Origin of the sequence: Mycobacterium paraseoulense, from assembly GCF_010731655.1 — a bacterium.
GTDB classification, from domain to species: domain Bacteria; phylum Actinomycetota; class Actinomycetes; order Mycobacteriales; family Mycobacteriaceae; genus Mycobacterium; species Mycobacterium paraseoulense.
In genome coordinates, this window is sequence record NZ_AP022619.1 from 2,032,188 (window position 1) to 2,046,986 (window position 14,799).

The following is a 14,799-nucleotide window of genomic DNA, read 5'->3' on the forward strand; positions in this document are numbered from 1 at the left end:
GGGGCGGGCGGGGCTCGAACCCGCGACCAACGGATTATGAGTCCGTATCAAAGCAGCCCAGCAACCAATTCTGTTGGCAGAATGATTATTTCGATGATTCAATCTATCGGCTTGAATACCTTATGATTCAACATCATTCGTCGACTATTGCCATTAGAAACCCTTGCTAGACAGCAAACTCGCTGGTCAGAGCGCCCACCTGCGGCGTTGCTGCCGGGTGCTGCTCCGGTGCTGCCAGTTGCCGCCGATCAGCGCGTTTGCTGATTCGTTTAGCCCTGGCGAATACCGTCGGGGCTGAAACCGACTCAAAGGATGCGTGCCGCTAAACCGGCAAGACCGTGCTGAACGCTACGATTAAGCGCCGTGGACGTGACGGCTTCTCAAGTAGGGGCGGAGCAAGCACGGCGAGGCATCGTCGCTTACATCAAAGCTACCGGCGCGGTTAAGACATTTAATAGCTTTGGCAGAGTTAGCAAGTGGACGCTGACTATCATGTTTTTCGCGGGCTGGGTTCTGCTCGGATGTTTAGTGGCTGAGGATTTAAGTAGTTCCAAATGGTGGCATAGCCTTTCATATATACCAAACATCGCAGCGGGACTCACCGGCTTTCTGATCGGCGCCCCAGTTGCCGCGGTCCTACTGGCGAGCTTCACGATCGAACGCGAAGAGCGAACCGTGCTTGAGCGAGTCAATAGATTGTCGACGCTAGCATGGGATTCATTCCGCGACCTAGTTAAAGCTTTTGCCACTTTCGAAAGATACGAAATCATTGTCGAGCAAGCACGCGATATCAAAAAGCGGTATGACGAGGCTTCTGCCGCTATAGACCAGTGTATTGCGCATGCACGCGAGGCAGCAGGAAACCCGGAGCATAAAAACGCCGTCAATCTAGACAATCAAGTCGAACATTTGAAACGCATCGAAGGGTACTTCAGAACCGCAGTTAACGCAGTCACCAATACGTTCAACTTCCAGACGGAAGACGAGTGGGCACAAATAACGGGATCTTGGCGCGTGCTAGACCAATACGTTCGCCTGCAACGCCTGGAACAAGGTCTCGAATGGTTCGATAAGACGCCCGATTCGGGACTGCGAAAGTGGATGAGCCGCCAAGGCAATCCACTGCAAGAGCTTCTAGACTCGGTAGAAATACGACGCTACACGCCAAATACTTCGCTCAATGTCGACACTATGAGAAACGCGCTCGATACGTTAGCGACCTATAGCAGGATGGACCCTACTGCCCTGGGGCAATACCTGCTGGACACGGGTAATATCTTTACGCCTGATCGCTCCAGCGCTTACCACATCAAGCGGGATGCGGCCCAACTGTTCATTTTGGATCTGCAACGCTACATCGGTCTTGTTGAGCGGATGTACTGGCCACGCGCGCAAACGGCGCCAAAATACGAAAGTATCGAGCGGGAACCGACTAACGTTGAGTGGCTTGGATTACTGCAAACACCCGAGGGCCAGAAGCAACTCAAGCGCCAAATAGAGCGATTAATGGCCAAGGACGAACCTAAGAGCGAGCGGACGAAAGCGATCTTAAGGCGAGTACTATGGGGTGTTTCGAGTGAACAGTGATTCTTTAGGAATGCGTCACACTACTGCCGATTTAGCAACATAACGTTGGACTGCTAGACCGATCGGTTGGCTGCAACCGGATTGAACAAGTTAGCCCATGAAGACACTTTTCCCGAAGCTCCAACGTAACGCACTCGCCAAACCATATACATACTGTTGCTCAAGAGAATCATTGTGCTGTCTTCTAATCCATGACGGGTGCGGCATAAAAAGAAAATGCAGTCCTCTTGTCTTAGGAGCTGAAAACGGCTGCCACAACAGCGGCTCGGTGTCACCGTAGTGCGAAAGCAAGGTAGTTCTTGCGTCCTTGCCTAAGCCGATCACAAGTCTTGGCTCGACAATATCTATTTCAGAGAACAGGTAACCTTTGCAGTTGTCGATCCATATGGGTAGCGATTCGTGATTCTTCGACGGGTGACAGTGAACCACGTTGGTGATGAACACATCAGGCTTGTCTAAACCAGCGAGTTGTAGGCTCGCATCAATCAGACGGCCACTGCCGCCAGTAAACGGAACTTTGGTGTCCATGCACTTCTCGCACAAGCTTTGACCCACGATCACCACCGGCGAACGAATAGACCCGAAACCCGGCGCGGCTTCAGTCACACCCGGTTCGTTCATGCCATCGCACTTGTGGCACTGCTCAATGGTTATGGCAAGCTCTCTACGGCGCTGGTGTTTGTTCATCGCTGCTTAGCCGTTGCGTTGAAGCGGGACAACCTTGTTTTCAGCGGCTTTGGCGACCGGACGGGCCAACGGCGCGGCTTTGCCACCTTCAGAGCTAGAAATGTAATCGCCATACACGTCCAACGTCAGGGTAAAAGTGCTGTGACCCAACCATTTCGACACCTGCATGTAGTGCTCACCGTTCGACAAGCTCATCACTGCAAAGCTGTGCCGCAGGTCGTGCCAACGCGAAGCCGGTAATTTCAGAGATTGCAGGGCAGGTGCTAAATACCGCTTATAGACGTTGGAGCAATCGATCGGCTGCGAGTAGTCATACCGTGCCGCCTTGTCGCGAGTATCCACGCCAGCAGCCAACGCGGCGCGCATCGAATGACGGCCAGGAAACAGTGGAGCTTTTGGGTCAGCTGCATTCGGGTGGGTATCAGCTAGGTAGGTGCGCAGGTCATCTGCTAGCCAGCCATCCAACGGCACTGTACGAACGGACTTGGCAGACTTTGGCGTGTCAGTGATCCATGCACCCGCCCGCTTGCTTTTGGTGCGCTCGACACGAACCGCGCCAGCCGTGCCAGGGTGCATTGATAGCGTCAAATCGCCCACTTGCAGTCCTGCAAGCTCAGCAGCGCGCACGCCGGTATAGGCCGCGAAGACTACCGCCAGCGCGTAGACCGGCGAACATTGAACGCGAGTGATCCAATCGGCTGCTTGTGCGATCTGCTCACCAGAAAGCGGCCTAGCAACAAAGCGCCCCGGTTCGTCCGCTTGGCTATCGCAGGGGCGGGTGGGGTGAAGCTTGGCGCTAGAGCCGCGAGCTTTCACGATAGCAGCGGGGTTAGCGGCTATAGCACCGTTTTCAACGGCTGTATCCAGGATGCGGCGCAGGACACCTAGCACCTGAGCAGCAGTTTTCGGGTTGCGTTGATACTTGCGACCTATAGCGTTGGTGCTCAGAAGCTCCGCACGTAGTCGTTTGACGTCAGCAACACGGATCGATCCAACAGGCCGACTGCCTAAGTCATCTTGAATATGCACCCGGTACAACCCGATGTAGCCGTCTAGGGTGCGGTTCGAAATGATGCCGCGCAATGATCCGAAATAATCGCGAGCATATGCGCCAAGTGTTCTGGTAGCGGCTACACGGGCTTCACTTGGAGACTGGCCGATCTCAGCAGCGGTTTCAATCGCCACCTTTCGGCGTTCTGCGGCCTTGTAGTCGGCGCACGTCTCGGCACGTTGGACGTACTTGCCGACGATCGGCGCTCCGTAGTCATCGCGCGCGTTCTCGCGCCAGCAGACCTTGTAGCGCCCGTTGGGCAACTCCCGTATGTAGGCCATTACTTCGACCCTTTCGATTGCTCGTCTGGCTTGCGCGCCATCAACAAAGCCATCAGCAACCCCAACGGCCCTAGAACAAACAGCGTGACTAAGAAGTAGCCCCAAAATGTGTGACCTTTGTTGTTGGCAATCAAGCCGGTGACCAGGGCCAGAGTCAGCCAGAACAGGGCGATTAACGAGGCTTCTGTTCCAGTCACTTCGATCCCTTCGACTCTAGAACCCGTTGAACAGTGCTGGGCTGCCACGCTTTACCGCCACGAGCCGTAGGCACGCCGTCTGCGGTCAGATCGCGAGCGATACCGCGAATTGACTTGCCCTGTTTTCGCTCTGAAACAATGCGTGCAATCACGTTTTGCGGCAGCTCAACCGGCCGGCCAAGCGCCACACCTTGAGACCGTTTGATAGCCAGCGCCTCTCGCGTGCGCTCGGCGATTCGGTCACGTTCAAACTGAGAGAAGCTGGCGAACATGGACAATTGAAGCTTGCCCGCTGCCGTGGACGTATCGATGTCAATATCGCCGAAGATGATTGCCCACCCATGCTTTTCAGCGGTCCTGTCAAGCTGCAGAGCAACGATGGTGTTGCGAGCTAGCCGGTCCAACTTGCTGACAACCAATCGGTCAGCTTCCTTGTCGCTCAACATCACCAGGGCCTTGAGTAGCGCTGGCCTGTCGATGATTTCAAGTGACCCGCTCACGTTCTCGTCCACGAATTCGCCCACAATCTCTAAGCCGCGTTGCTTGGCTATGGAATCGATTGCGGCCCTTTGTGCTTCAAGCCCAACGCTCTGCTCATCTGTGCTCACTCTTAGATACGCAACGGCTCTATTGCCCTCGCGGATACCTGGCGCAGTCAAAATGACCTCCAACCACTTGCCTGGGCGTACGCTATTCGTTCGTTTAGCGTACACGGGAGAGGCCCTGACGTGTACGTATTCGGCATACTCGCAGGTCACCGACTTGACCGCCCTGGCGGTAGCTCGCGCAGTGCACCGATAGCCGCGTTGGTCGCATTGGCCAGCACAATGGCATCATCGCCCACAACTATCGGCCCCCATTTGGCCCCTGGCGGGCGTTCGCGGCGTTGCTGGTGTGATGGCCTAGGGATAGGGCCATCGTCGCCCACCGTTGGCGCTGGGCCGCCATGCGGCGTTTTGTCAGATTGAATGCCGTATTCATTCTGTGAATATGAATCCTGCTGGTAATCACCGTAATTCGGCTGCCGGTACTCAACACCGCTGTTGGGAGAGGCAGGTGCGGGTGTGTAGTTGGATTGTGGCTCACTCACATTCGGGTCCGAATCTTCGATGCCTCTCGCGCGACGCGATTCGGCTCTTGTGCCGGTTGCGATGTCATCGAAGATTTCCTCAAAGCCTGATTGCTGACCCGCAGACAGCACAACGGTTTCCGGTGCCTTCAAACCCGCGCGATCTAACGCGCTATTCGTGGCAGCCAACTGAACGTTCTCGCTCTGCGCGTCAGTTGCCAATCCCAGCAGGTGTTTTGCCATCCTATCGGCGGCGTTCTCTAAACGAGCACGTGCGGCCATCTTGACATGTTTTGCAGCTCCACCGTGGAAGCGGCAAACGGTGCTGCCGGTGATAGCAGCGTTCTTACACTGCTCACCAGTCTTCTTGTGTGCTTTGCACCGTCGTTCTGGCACAGGACCATACGGCCAGTCTCGTTGTGGCTCGATAGGTTCACTGCTTTGATAGGTCGTCGCATGCACCACGACAGGCAACCGATCTCCGCTCGACTCCTCAACCGAAACAACCTCGACATCAATAGCGTTGGCGCCTAATATTTGAGCAATTTCACTGTCGGTCAATCCAAACGATTTCAATACATCTTCATTCAACTCGTCATCTTCTAGCGTTGCCTTCAAATCGGCCAGTGCTCTCGCCCGCTTTCGTGATGCCTTCTGCGCGTCTGTCAACCTAGTCATTTCCCTGCCCTTCCAATTGAATCCGATAACGTCGAACCTCAGTATCAGTCGAACAGTGTGCGGTGCGTTCTAGTGACCGTCGCCGATCATCGAACCTGTGTCTGTGTATTCCTCGGCAATACGGGCATTTAATACTCACCAGAACGCCACCCGGTTCGTTGGCCGCCACAACCGTTAACACCGATACGTATGGACTCGGTTGCGCCACTGAGTTATTCACTGCATCGGTAAGCCTTCATTCAACCTTGCTGTCTTGCACTGTGACGATTCGTCTTCGATCGGCCTTGTACGTTTGTACGCCCCTTAGTAAGTGGGGCGCGTACAAGTACCGCGTACAAGCCCGTACGAGCTGCGTACAAGCTCCTGACCAGCGCAGATATCGCGCCGGACGCCCGAGCGTACAAGCCCGTACAAGCCCGCGTACGAGACCCCGCGTACAAGCCCGCGTACGAGCGAATTGAACCGTCCATCAATCACCGTCTAGCGCGACGATCTTAGCTTCAATACTGGCAAGTTCTTGGACGGCCTCCTGTTTCTTGCGTTTGGCTGCGTCTTTGGCGACATCTTCACCAGATGGCACGATTCGCCATATCTTGCAGGGGTTTCCACCACGGCGCCCCTCGATGCGTTCATACGGGCTGCCCTCTTTGATCCACTTGTTGAGTTGGCGGTTGATCTTTTGCCTGTTTGCCTCGTAGGCGGCGTCTTTGGGCTGCGTTTTGAACGCCGCCCATACAAGTTCGGCATCCGTTTGACCGCCAAGACCAGCGTTCACCAACGCACCGACCGTGACATCACGCCAGTTTGGTGCCGACTTGCTGGTCCCGCTTAAAGAGTCATCGCGGTATTCGATCGGCCGAAATGGGTTGCCATACGGCGCTTTGAGCTGGGTTAGTTCACGTAGCGAATCAGAGATGTCACTAGCCCAGATATTGCAGACTGACCCCATACCGGCTGTGAGAAACCGCGAACCGAAAACGTCGGCCAACTGGCGAGGTTTGGCGTTTTGCTGCGTGGCCTTGCGGTTGTGGTGACAACACCCAAACTCTACGCCCTGTTCGATGATGTGTTGCATGGCTTCGTTAAACGCCGCCCCGGCGTCATTATCATTGGGATTGGACACCATGTCCTTGACGCTGTCTACAACGACCAGGCCGACATCGTCTCCGCCGAGATCTAGACACCATTGGGCGAACAGCCGCGGGTCATCATCGCATTGAAACGGAACCGAACCGCGCCAAAATCGCAGCCGAAGCTTCAACAACTCGCGTGCGGCCGGATCGCTGGTATCAACCATGCGCAAGACCGATTCTTGAATCTGTGCAGGGCGGTCCATCGCTAGATAGATGGTCACACGATCATCTGGTGTCACAGGAAACCCGAGGACGTCGCTATCAAGTAGACCACTGCGGGCCAACGCAATCTGTTGCATAAGGGTCGACTTGCCAGTCCCGTCGCTACCAAAGAGCATGAAGCCCTGCTCCTTTGGCCAGGGCACCACGGTCCCTTTGCCCCAGATTGGTTCGCCCACCTGTCTAGACTCCAAGAACGTCAGGCCATCAAAGAGCTTGTCTTCTGCTGTGGCCAGGAGCTTTTGAGCTTCAACGTTCTTGACAACCTGATTCGCCTGCCGCTCTAAGAGCCTTCTGGCGACTAGCTTGTCTAGGTCGCCGTTGGACTCAGTCAATTCGCCATCTGGACAGTCAAGCCATGCGTAGTCGTCAGAATCGCCGTTTCCGTTGATGGCCCAGACATTCGGCTCGACCTGCGTCAGCGCAATGCCGTTGCGAGCCTGCGGGTTTGGAGCTAGCATTGTCGTATCCCTTTGAGGTTATGACGGCCTGATCCGGCCTTAACCCTGGCGAGTGCCCCCGGTCTGCCCAGCCGGGGGTTTCGTTCTCTCTATTCGCGAGCGTGTTCCTCGATGAAGCTTTGAACCGTCACGGTGACGTTATGAGGTCTGCTCACGGTAGGGCCAGCTTTGTCGAATATCGCCGTGAGTCAGAGCCTTTGGCGCGGTCACTGCGCAGCTTCAAGAGGTCCAAATCTGTTGCCTGGGCGATGTCTGCGGCCCATACGCATAGCCTAGAAAACTCAGCCGGGGATCGATCCCATCGCTGGCGCAGTGTGGCAACTACTTTGGCCGCCGGCACGTAGCCGATCCGTGCTTCGCAAAAACCGACCTTGAGAGCTTCACGCATGGCGTCGTGCGGCGACTGGTTACGCAGCAACTTTTTGTGCAGCATCACCATGGCCTCTAGTTTGTGGGGCCGTTGGTTGTCGGACCACGTTTCGAGCACTGCAGTCAAGCTCATCCCCACGGCCCCTGCCTCTTGGCTCAGCGTGAGGAACGCTCTAGCTTCATTCGTGAGATTTGGGACGGGTCCTGTCGTCAGCCAACGGTATTGGCCGTCCTTGGTGTGCGATGTCGGCGCGGCGATGATGACCGTATTGCCGGAACGGACATCGCCGACCACCTGGCCGTTTTGGTTACGCAGCTTGCCAGAGACAAATTTCTCGCTGGTCGCAAAGACACGGTGCCCGCGCACCGAACCACCAAGTCGGCTTAGCTGTATGGCGCCTTCATCCAGCGGTTTTAGGTCATCGGTCAAAATATCGACGTCCAGATCAGCAGCGATCGCACCCGAGCGGCCCATGTGCAACGCGATTCCAGCGTTAGGGTGTTTGGCCCAAAATCGTCCGATCTTGGCAAGATCGCGTGTTGTCCAGCGCGGCCAACCTTTGCCCAGATATGAACCGGGGTTGCGGTAATCCGTTGGTTTGGTTGGCGCGATGTACCAACCCGCAGCCGCATAGGCAGGGGCGGCTTGGGCAGGGGTTAGCCCATTAACGTCGGGAATACAGAGCATTACCAACCGCCAAATGTTGCCGGGTGGCTATCGTCAAGCGGATTATTGAGTGGCCAATCAAGTTTCATGTCATAGGGGTTCGGGTCATCAAACCAATCACGGCACCTACCGCAGACTTTGTACAGGCACAAGTAATCACCAAAACCTACACTGAGTAGATGATTCGCGTTGTGTTGTTGGCAGCCATAGCTGACCTCTACATCGCAATCAACGCGTTGGTCCGAAAAGTACCTATTCACAACGTCATTGAGTTCTGATAGTGGGAACGCCACGCGTGTGTCAAAACCTACCAAAATGCACGGACCATCGACTCGTTCACCCCAGTCTAAGTGGCATTCAACCGTGCTTGCTGCGAGCTTGCGCTCGTTTTTATCGCGCGTTTGCTGAATGCCGTTGTGCACAATGTCTTTGGTCATCACGTCAATGTCTGTCCAATCAACCACCAGAGGTTGATTACTGCGACCGGTCAACTGGTTTTCGCGGTGGGCGGCGTTGATCCTCTGGTGGATCTCGCGGTACTTGCTATAACCGGAAAACGGATCATGTGTCTCAGGGTCAAATGTATTGCGGTCGAATGATGCAGGGTCGGGAAACCATACCATTATTCCTCCCAATTCAATGCTGGGTCGTCAATTGCGTTGTCGTCAATTGCGTTGTCGTCCAGTTCATCTGACGAATCATCGATACGAGGATTGGTCATACTGAACCCGATTCCAACCATTCATCAAGCCAGCGGACCTCAAAATAGACCTTGTGGTCGCGCACCAACTTGCGCAACGTTCCCTTTTTGTAGGCGTGGTATCGCAGGGTGTGTTTTGTGATATGCGGATACGCCTTTTGGCAATACTCCGTTGCTTCCGACAGCGTCAAACGGCGCTGCGGAGATTCAATTTCCAAAGATGGAATGGACATACATTCAATTCCGGTCGCAGACTGGGAAATTCGGGCCGATCCGCCCTGATTGACCTAGCCTACCTCGAATTGCACTGGCGCACAATGGTGTTGGGCTGGCATGTCCCTTGACGCCCTGGTCTGCCCTGGACGACAATGGCGCTAGGAGCACGGGCGTAATGCGGCCCGGTGAGTATCCTCTTAGGCCGGTGCCGCGAGAGTGGAGAGAGCCGCCGTTCACCTGCGAATTCGGTTTCCTACCACCGGATTCCGCAGGGGGCAACGGCTTGTTTGCATAACTTTCGCGAAAGGTGTTCAAAATGGCCACGATTGCTAGCGCATACGCCAAGGATGATCTTTGGCCCTACCCGTTACCCTTCGGTTTTGAAGGTGGCGCTTCAACAGAGGCAGACGCCCTTGTCTCGGTGTCAGGCGATGGTGTGGATTTGAATGTGATTTGGCGGCAAGTCTCTGAAGCGATCACGGCTTGGAACGCTGAAAGAAGTTCCATCACTGCACTTTTGGCGTTTTCGACGGCTAACACCGCTGACGCAATTCCGCAGTCCAGTTCATCTGACTCATTTGAAGTTGCTACGGAGTGGGGCGAACCTGAGTCGCTGCGGGCGCCAACCGAGCATCTCTTGCTCGGCTATTCATTTGAAGATTACGACCGTGCGATTCGTTCTAGCTGGAAGTTCATGCGGGCCGCCACTGCCGAACAGATTCGCGCACAGTTCAATTACGGTCTAGAGGCAGACAACCGTTTGGTCAACGGAACGTTGCTGCAAGCCCTATTTTCTAATACGCCCGACGTGAACGAGTGGAACCATACGGTCTACCCGCTCTACAACGGCGACAATTACGTTCCGCCAGACTATTTGGGCAAATCGTTCACCGCTCCGCACAACCACTACCTTGTCTCAGAGGGTGCCGTGGTTGACTCTGGTGATATCGAAACATTGCTGAAAACGGTTACCGAACATGGGTTCAATGAGCCTGGCGCTCAGTTGATCCTCCTGTGCAATCCTGAAGAGGGCGAGGTCATCAGCACTTTCAAAGCAGGTGTCGAGAACCAGAACAACCAAATCGCGCACCATGATTTCATCCCTTCTGCCGGGAGTCCCGCTTGGTTGACGCCTGAAAACATCGTGGGAAAAGTTGCCCCGGCGGAGTTTAACGGGCTTAAAGTCTCAGGATCGTATGGTCCGCTTTGGGTGATCGAAACTGACTATGTGCCAGCCAAATACGCCGCTGTGGTGAGCACGTACGGAAAGAATTCGCCGAACAACGCGATTGGCTTTCGCGAGCACGTCCAACCCGTCTACCGTGGCTTGCGGGTCATCCCTGGCCCTGTTCCTGCCTATCCGATCACCGAAAGCTTTCTTTCGCGCAGTTTCGGCGTTGGTGTTCGTCGGCGCGGCCAGGCCGCAGTGATGCAAGTGAAGGCCGCTGGCGACTACGAAGTCCCCGAGATCCCGAAGTAGCCATGATGGCTAGAGACTCCGGCTATCGAACGGGCGTCGGTTATGACTTGCCGCCAATCGGTTCTGCCGAAATCCTCGCACGCGACGATGATTCAACCGATTTTGGCTTACCCGTTGGCTACGACGATCCAACGGCCTACCGTGGCAAGACACCGCAGTCGGAACCCATCATTGGTGTAGGTCGAAACCGTTGACCGGCTCACGTGGGCCTGCCAGATGCATGATGCAAGTGCACATGTGCATTTGATCCAATCGCGGCATTTGAATCGGACAGGCATCCAATCAGGCCGTTTTGGTTCATCGGGCGGTTCATTCGTGGCGTGAGATCGATCTATGTGTCCATTCGCGGGTCATAGTCACCTATTGTGATCCCGGCTGCAGTCAGTCGTTCAAGCTTCTTAGCACACATGTTCTCAAACCAATTGTTTTCGGCGCCGGACCACCTGTGGTTTTCAATGAAGTTTTGACCCATGCTTGCCAGCAAGACGTCTTCGAATCGGGTTAATTGCCCCATGCGCGACCCGTGGATTATTCTGCTGATCTGGTCGTCATTGTAGCCAGATAGGGCGTGGTCCACTTGTTTAATGTTGGTGAACCCCAATCGTTGGAGGAGCCGCGTTGCGAAACTGTAACTCCACTCTCTCATTCGGCCGTCTTCGCCGTACTTTTTATCCAGCAATGCCTGCAGGCTGTCAGAAGTAAGTTCGAGGTTATCTAGATCCCCGGCAGCGATGCGTTTGCGAGCGTCCTCCTGCAGCTCTTGATGCGCATCAGCAAGCGCTTGGAATTCGCGGTCACCGATCTCAAGCATGCCGGCCAGCGCTAAGAACCTACGACTAATTTCCTTCGGCAGAACATCGACCGCTTTGTACTGAATCTCATGCTCAATCTCTGCCCATGCATGCTGCAGTATCGTGCGAACTTGAAGCTCGGCTACCAAACCCCGAAACCGCGCATACTCAGGCAATGCAAGTCGGTTCTCTTTCAACTTAACCAGATAATGGATACTCTGGTATCCTAAACGCGCCTCACCGCTTATTTCGCCTCCGCGATCATTCCGCTCGATAATCTCAAACTCGTTCTTTATTATGTCGTCGACATCTTTCAGCGACAGCAAGAAGAACGTTATAACACGGGCCGCAGCGAGATCGGTTATGTCGCGAAGCGGATTTGGGTATTTCGGCCTTTCGGGGTCCTCGGGATCGGGAGACGCGGCCTTCTTACCAAAGCTGTCGATTTCTTTGGCCCTGGACTCAATCGAATGAACAAGCACCTCGGCGTGCTTTAGAGATCGAACAAGGATGTCTTCAACTGTGCCAGCGAAATCTTGGTAGGTCCCGCGGATTCGACGGTATCTGTCCTCTGCTTCCGCTTGGTGAGCTTCGAAGTCGAACGGAGCCGGTCCTTCCGGCACGTCGACAGGTACGGCGGAATGCGATGTCGGACCCTCAGACATCGACATCACCTCGTTCCGCTACCGTCTAATTCAAGTGGGCTAGTGCGAGACGCGCGCTCCTCCCTAGGTTATCCGCTGTTCAGCGCCAGGAACACCGTGTGGGGTTTGCCGAACCGCCCTTGTATCAAGCGTTGTGCCAGTGGACTGCTGCCAGATTGCTGCCCGCGAAACCCGCTTGCGGCCTATGAAGCGGCATCTAGCAGAACGAAAAAGCCATTCTGAACTGCACATTTATGTGTGGGGCGGGCGGGGCTCGAACCCGCGACCAACGGATTATGAGTCCGCGGCTCTAACCAACTGAGCTACCGCCCCTTTTACTAACTAGCTGCGGATACGTTCTCCACCGTAACGGAATGCGCTCCGGCATACCGCAGCGCTTCCGATGGCCTTGCCGAGCGGGCGGCCACAGCGATCGAAGCTCTCGCCGCTGTCGTGTGTCCCAGAAGCGTTTTGCACGACTCCGAGGTTAGCGCCCGCTCTGATCGCGAGCGATGCGGCGGCGTGCGGGCTAAGTTGTCGACGGGTAACGAGGACGAGCAGCTTTGACCGTGTGTGCGGTCGGCTGACGACAGCGTGCGCACGCCGACCATGGTCTGTTGTTGGTCTGCCGAATAGGAGTCGTGGTGAGCTGGCAGCAGATCCAGCCGTTTCTGGTGGCGCTGGCCATCGGGTTACTGCTCGGGCTGGAGCGCGAACGCAGTCACAGCCGCAGGCTCCCCGCCGGATCGCGTTCGTTCGCGCTTCTGTCACTGGTCGGGGCCATCGCCGCGAGCTTCAACGAATGGGCCGTGCTGGGTGGTCTCGTGGGTGTCGGGGCGCTGTTGGGGCTCGCCTACTTTCGCACCAGCACCGATGACCCGGGAACCACCACACTGTTCGCTGCGCTGGTCGCCTACTTGCTCGGTGCGGTCGCGTACACCCGCCCGACGGTTGCCGTGGCGGTCGCCGTGGTCGTGGCAGGGCTGCTGGTGTCGAAGACCCGCATCCATCGTTTCGCCCGCGAGCTTGTCAGCGACGTCGAATTAGAGGACGCCATCAAGTTTTTCGTCGTGGCGTTCGTGATTCTGCCGCTGCTGCCGGATCGGCCGCTCGGACCCTTTGGCGTGCTCAATCCGGCGAAGGTGTGGCTGCTGGTGGTGCTGCTAACCGGTATCGGCTGGGTCGGCTATATCGGCGTTCGCGCGCTCGGGCCCGAACGGGGCGTCCTGGTCACCGGTTTGGCCGGCGGGTTCGTCTCGGCCACCGCGACAACCGCGTCGATGGGCCGGCTCGGCCGGACGGCCCCGAGCTTGCGGGCGCCGTTGGCCAGCGCCCTGCTGGCCAACCTCGCCACCTTCATGCAGCTGCTCGTCGTGGTCGGGCTCGTCGACGTCGACGTGTTGCGCCGCCTATGGCCTCCAGTGGTCGCCGCGGCGCTGGTCCTCGTCGGTGTCGCCGCGTTCGTGTACCGGGGCGGTACCCGGGCCCAGCCGAAGGCTGGCCAGGGCGACGCCGCCGAAACGACGAAGGAAACCCGGCCTTTCACCTTGCGGCCCGCCCTCATCCTGGCCGCGGTGCTGACCTTCGCCCTGCTCGTCGGGCGGTGGGGCGCCGACGTCCTTGGCCCGCGGGGGCTGGTGCTTGCCACGTTCGCCGCCGGCCTGGCCGACGCCCATGCCGGCGCGGTTGCCGCCGCCAGCCTGGCGGCCAAGGGTGACGTCACCGTCGACACATCCCTGGTCGCCATCGCCGCCGCGCTCGGCTCCAACCTGCTCGTCAAGACGGTGCTGGCCTTCACCGCGGGCGGCCGCCGCTTCGGGCTTGCATTTCTCGCCGCCACGGCGGCGGCGGCCCTGGTATTTGGCGTCGCGTTGACCGCGGCCGTGACCGCGGTATGAGCCCGGACCGGCTACCCCGGGGGAAGTCGGCGGTCCGGAAGGGCATCAGACCGGCGCGGGCTGCCCCGGAACCTGCCGCGCGGCTTGATCCTTGAGCCTGGGGATCAAGTCGGGCGCATAAACATAGATCGCCGACTCGACCTCCCACTCGGCCTGCTTCTGATTCATCGGCGTGGTCCTGGTGATCATGTTGATCAACTCCTGGGCCTCCCCAAACGGATTCGGGTTGGCCCGTACCTGGCTGGCGAACCACCGCCCCTCGGCTGCCTCGCTGCAGTCGTTGAAATCGGCGTTGTGAACCATCTTGTTCTGCGCCAGCAGCTTGATGTACTGATCGTCGGCCGGGCTCATGTTGCACGACGCCGATGCGTGCGGCGCCGACAGGACGGCACCACCGAACATCGCGGCGCCCAGCGCGACACCCGCGGCCCCAACCGCTAGCACTTGCGCGCGCGAGCGTGTCATCGTCACTTCTCCATACCCCCTATGGTGATTTGCCACTTTTCCTTTCGCGCTGCTTGTCGGGTACCACCGACCGCAGGCACAGCAAACGACGGGTTCGGCAAACAATGAATGAACAGCGGTTAGCCAAAACCCCCATGCACGTTCGATATTCGAACCGTGCGTGACACTCTTGCGATCAATGGCTGCCGCCTGATGGCAATCAGGCG

The 14,799-nt window shown here is 56.9% G+C and carries 14 protein-coding genes and 1 tRNA gene; 3 read left to right on the forward strand and 12 right to left on the reverse strand.

Annotated elements, in window-relative coordinates; translation table 11 throughout:
* Window positions 1-363: 363 nt before the first annotated feature.
* On the forward strand, window positions 364-1,587 hold the full coding sequence (locus G6N51_RS09380; RefSeq protein WP_142275201.1) for a hypothetical protein: 1,224 nt from the start codon (window positions 364-366) through the stop codon (window positions 1,585-1,587).
* 90 nt (window positions 1,588-1,677) lie between these two features.
* On the opposite strand, the gene G6N51_RS09385 is transcribed toward G6N51_RS09380, so the two are convergent.
* The 9 genes from G6N51_RS09385 to G6N51_RS09425 form a co-directional block, all read right to left on the reverse strand.
* Window positions 1,678-2,274, reverse strand: coding sequence for a uracil-DNA glycosylase family protein (locus tag G6N51_RS09385; RefSeq protein ID WP_083175050.1), 597 nt, complete (start codon window positions 2,272-2,274; stop codon window positions 1,678-1,680).
* Between the two features lie 6 nt (window positions 2,275-2,280).
* Entirely contained in the window at window positions 2,281-3,606 is a 1,326-nt protein-coding gene (locus tag G6N51_RS09390) for a tyrosine-type recombinase/integrase (RefSeq protein ID WP_083175053.1), read from the reverse strand.
* Window positions 3,606-3,803, reverse strand: coding sequence for a hypothetical protein (locus G6N51_RS09395; RefSeq protein WP_083175056.1), 198 nt, complete (start codon window positions 3,801-3,803; stop codon window positions 3,606-3,608). Before G6N51_RS09395 ends, G6N51_RS09390 begins: the two co-directional genes overlap by 1 nt.
* A complete protein-coding gene (locus G6N51_RS09400; protein ID WP_083175059.1) occupies window positions 3,800-4,561 on the reverse strand; it encodes a recombinase family protein in 762 nt (253 codons plus the stop codon). The genes G6N51_RS09395 and G6N51_RS09400 overlap by 4 nt, the downstream gene beginning before the upstream one ends.
* The gene (locus tag G6N51_RS09405; protein ID WP_142275202.1) at window positions 4,558-5,541 is read right to left on the reverse strand and encodes an HGGxSTG domain-containing protein; all 984 of its coding nucleotides are present in this window, start codon (window positions 5,539-5,541) and stop codon (window positions 4,558-4,560) included. The genes G6N51_RS09400 and G6N51_RS09405 overlap by 4 nt, the downstream gene beginning before the upstream one ends.
* Window positions 5,542-6,019: 478 nt before the next feature.
* Window positions 6,020-7,363 carry an AAA family ATPase gene (locus G6N51_RS09410; protein ID WP_083175062.1) on the reverse strand — a complete coding sequence of 448 codons (1,344 nt, stop codon included), beginning with the start codon at window positions 7,361-7,363 and terminating at the stop codon, window positions 6,020-6,022.
* A 151-nt stretch (window positions 7,364-7,514) separates the two neighbouring features.
* The gene (locus tag G6N51_RS09415) at window positions 7,515-8,420 is read right to left on the reverse strand and encodes a bifunctional DNA primase/polymerase (RefSeq protein ID WP_083175065.1); all 906 of its coding nucleotides are present in this window, start codon (window positions 8,418-8,420) and stop codon (window positions 7,515-7,517) included.
* Window positions 8,420-9,022, reverse strand: coding sequence for a hypothetical protein (locus tag G6N51_RS09420; protein WP_142275203.1), 603 nt, complete (start codon window positions 9,020-9,022; stop codon window positions 8,420-8,422). Before G6N51_RS09420 ends, G6N51_RS09415 begins: the two co-directional genes overlap by 1 nt.
* Window positions 9,023-9,116: 94 nt before the next feature.
* Entirely contained in the window at window positions 9,117-9,332 is a 216-nt protein-coding gene (locus G6N51_RS09425; protein WP_142275204.1) for a hypothetical protein, read from the reverse strand.
* A 299-nt stretch (window positions 9,333-9,631) separates the two neighbouring features.
* On the opposite strand from G6N51_RS09425, the gene G6N51_RS09430 reads away from it, so the two are divergent.
* Window positions 9,632-10,795, forward strand: a complete 1,164-nt coding sequence (locus G6N51_RS09430; RefSeq protein ID WP_083175116.1) for a hypothetical protein — start codon at window positions 9,632-9,634, stop codon at window positions 10,793-10,795.
* A 331-nt stretch (window positions 10,796-11,126) separates the two neighbouring features.
* Here the strand turns inward: G6N51_RS09430 and G6N51_RS09435 are convergent, their stop codons facing one another.
* Together G6N51_RS09435 and G6N51_RS09440 are read right to left on the reverse strand one after the other, a co-directional pair.
* Entirely contained in the window at window positions 11,127-12,251 is a 1,125-nt protein-coding gene (locus G6N51_RS09435) for a GTP pyrophosphokinase (protein WP_158086258.1), read from the reverse strand.
* A gap of 238 nt (window positions 12,252-12,489) precedes the next feature.
* Window positions 12,490-12,563 (reverse strand) — tRNA-Ile (locus G6N51_RS09440).
* 311 nt (window positions 12,564-12,874) lie between these two features.
* Here G6N51_RS09440 and G6N51_RS09445 point away from each other — a divergent pair.
* Complete coding sequence (locus tag G6N51_RS09445) at window positions 12,875-14,128, forward strand: MgtC/SapB family protein (RefSeq protein WP_083175118.1); 1,254 nt, start codon at window positions 12,875-12,877, stop codon at window positions 14,126-14,128.
* Between the two features lie 45 nt (window positions 14,129-14,173).
* Here the strand turns inward: G6N51_RS09445 and G6N51_RS09450 are convergent, their stop codons facing one another.
* Window positions 14,174-14,593, reverse strand: a complete 420-nt coding sequence (locus tag G6N51_RS09450) for a hypothetical protein (protein ID WP_083175070.1) — start codon at window positions 14,591-14,593, stop codon at window positions 14,174-14,176.
* Between the last annotated feature and the right edge of the window lie 206 nt (window positions 14,594-14,799).

Bases quoted from the DNA above. Each gene is read 5' to 3' on its own strand.
- G6N51_RS09385 (WP_083175050.1), bottom strand. From the start codon at position 2,274: ATGAACAAACACCAGCGCCGTAGAGAGCTTGCCATAACCATTGAGCAG.
- G6N51_RS09390 (WP_083175053.1), bottom strand. From the start codon at position 3,606: ATGGCCTACATACGGGAGTTGCCCAACGGGCGCTACAAGGTCTGCTGG.
- G6N51_RS09410 (WP_083175062.1), bottom strand. From the start codon at position 7,363: ATGCTAGCTCCAAACCCGCAGGCTCGCAACGGCATTGCGCTGACGCAG.
- G6N51_RS09415 (WP_083175065.1), bottom strand. From the start codon at position 8,420: ATGCTCTGTATTCCCGACGTTAATGGGCTAACCCCTGCCCAAGCCGCC.
- G6N51_RS09420 (WP_142275203.1), bottom strand. From the start codon at position 9,022: ATGGTATGGTTTCCCGACCCTGCATCATTCGACCGCAATACATTTGAC.
- G6N51_RS09425 (WP_142275204.1), bottom strand. From the start codon at position 9,332: ATGTCCATTCCATCTTTGGAAATTGAATCTCCGCAGCGCCGTTTGACG.
- G6N51_RS09430 (WP_083175116.1), top strand. From the start codon at position 9,632: ATGGCCACGATTGCTAGCGCATACGCCAAGGATGATCTTTGGCCCTAC.
- G6N51_RS09435 (WP_158086258.1), bottom strand. From the start codon at position 12,251: ATGTCTGAGGGTCCGACATCGCATTCCGCCGTACCTGTCGACGTGCCG.
- G6N51_RS09450 (WP_083175070.1), bottom strand. From the start codon at position 14,593: ATGACACGCTCGCGCGCGCAAGTGCTAGCGGTTGGGGCCGCGGGTGTC.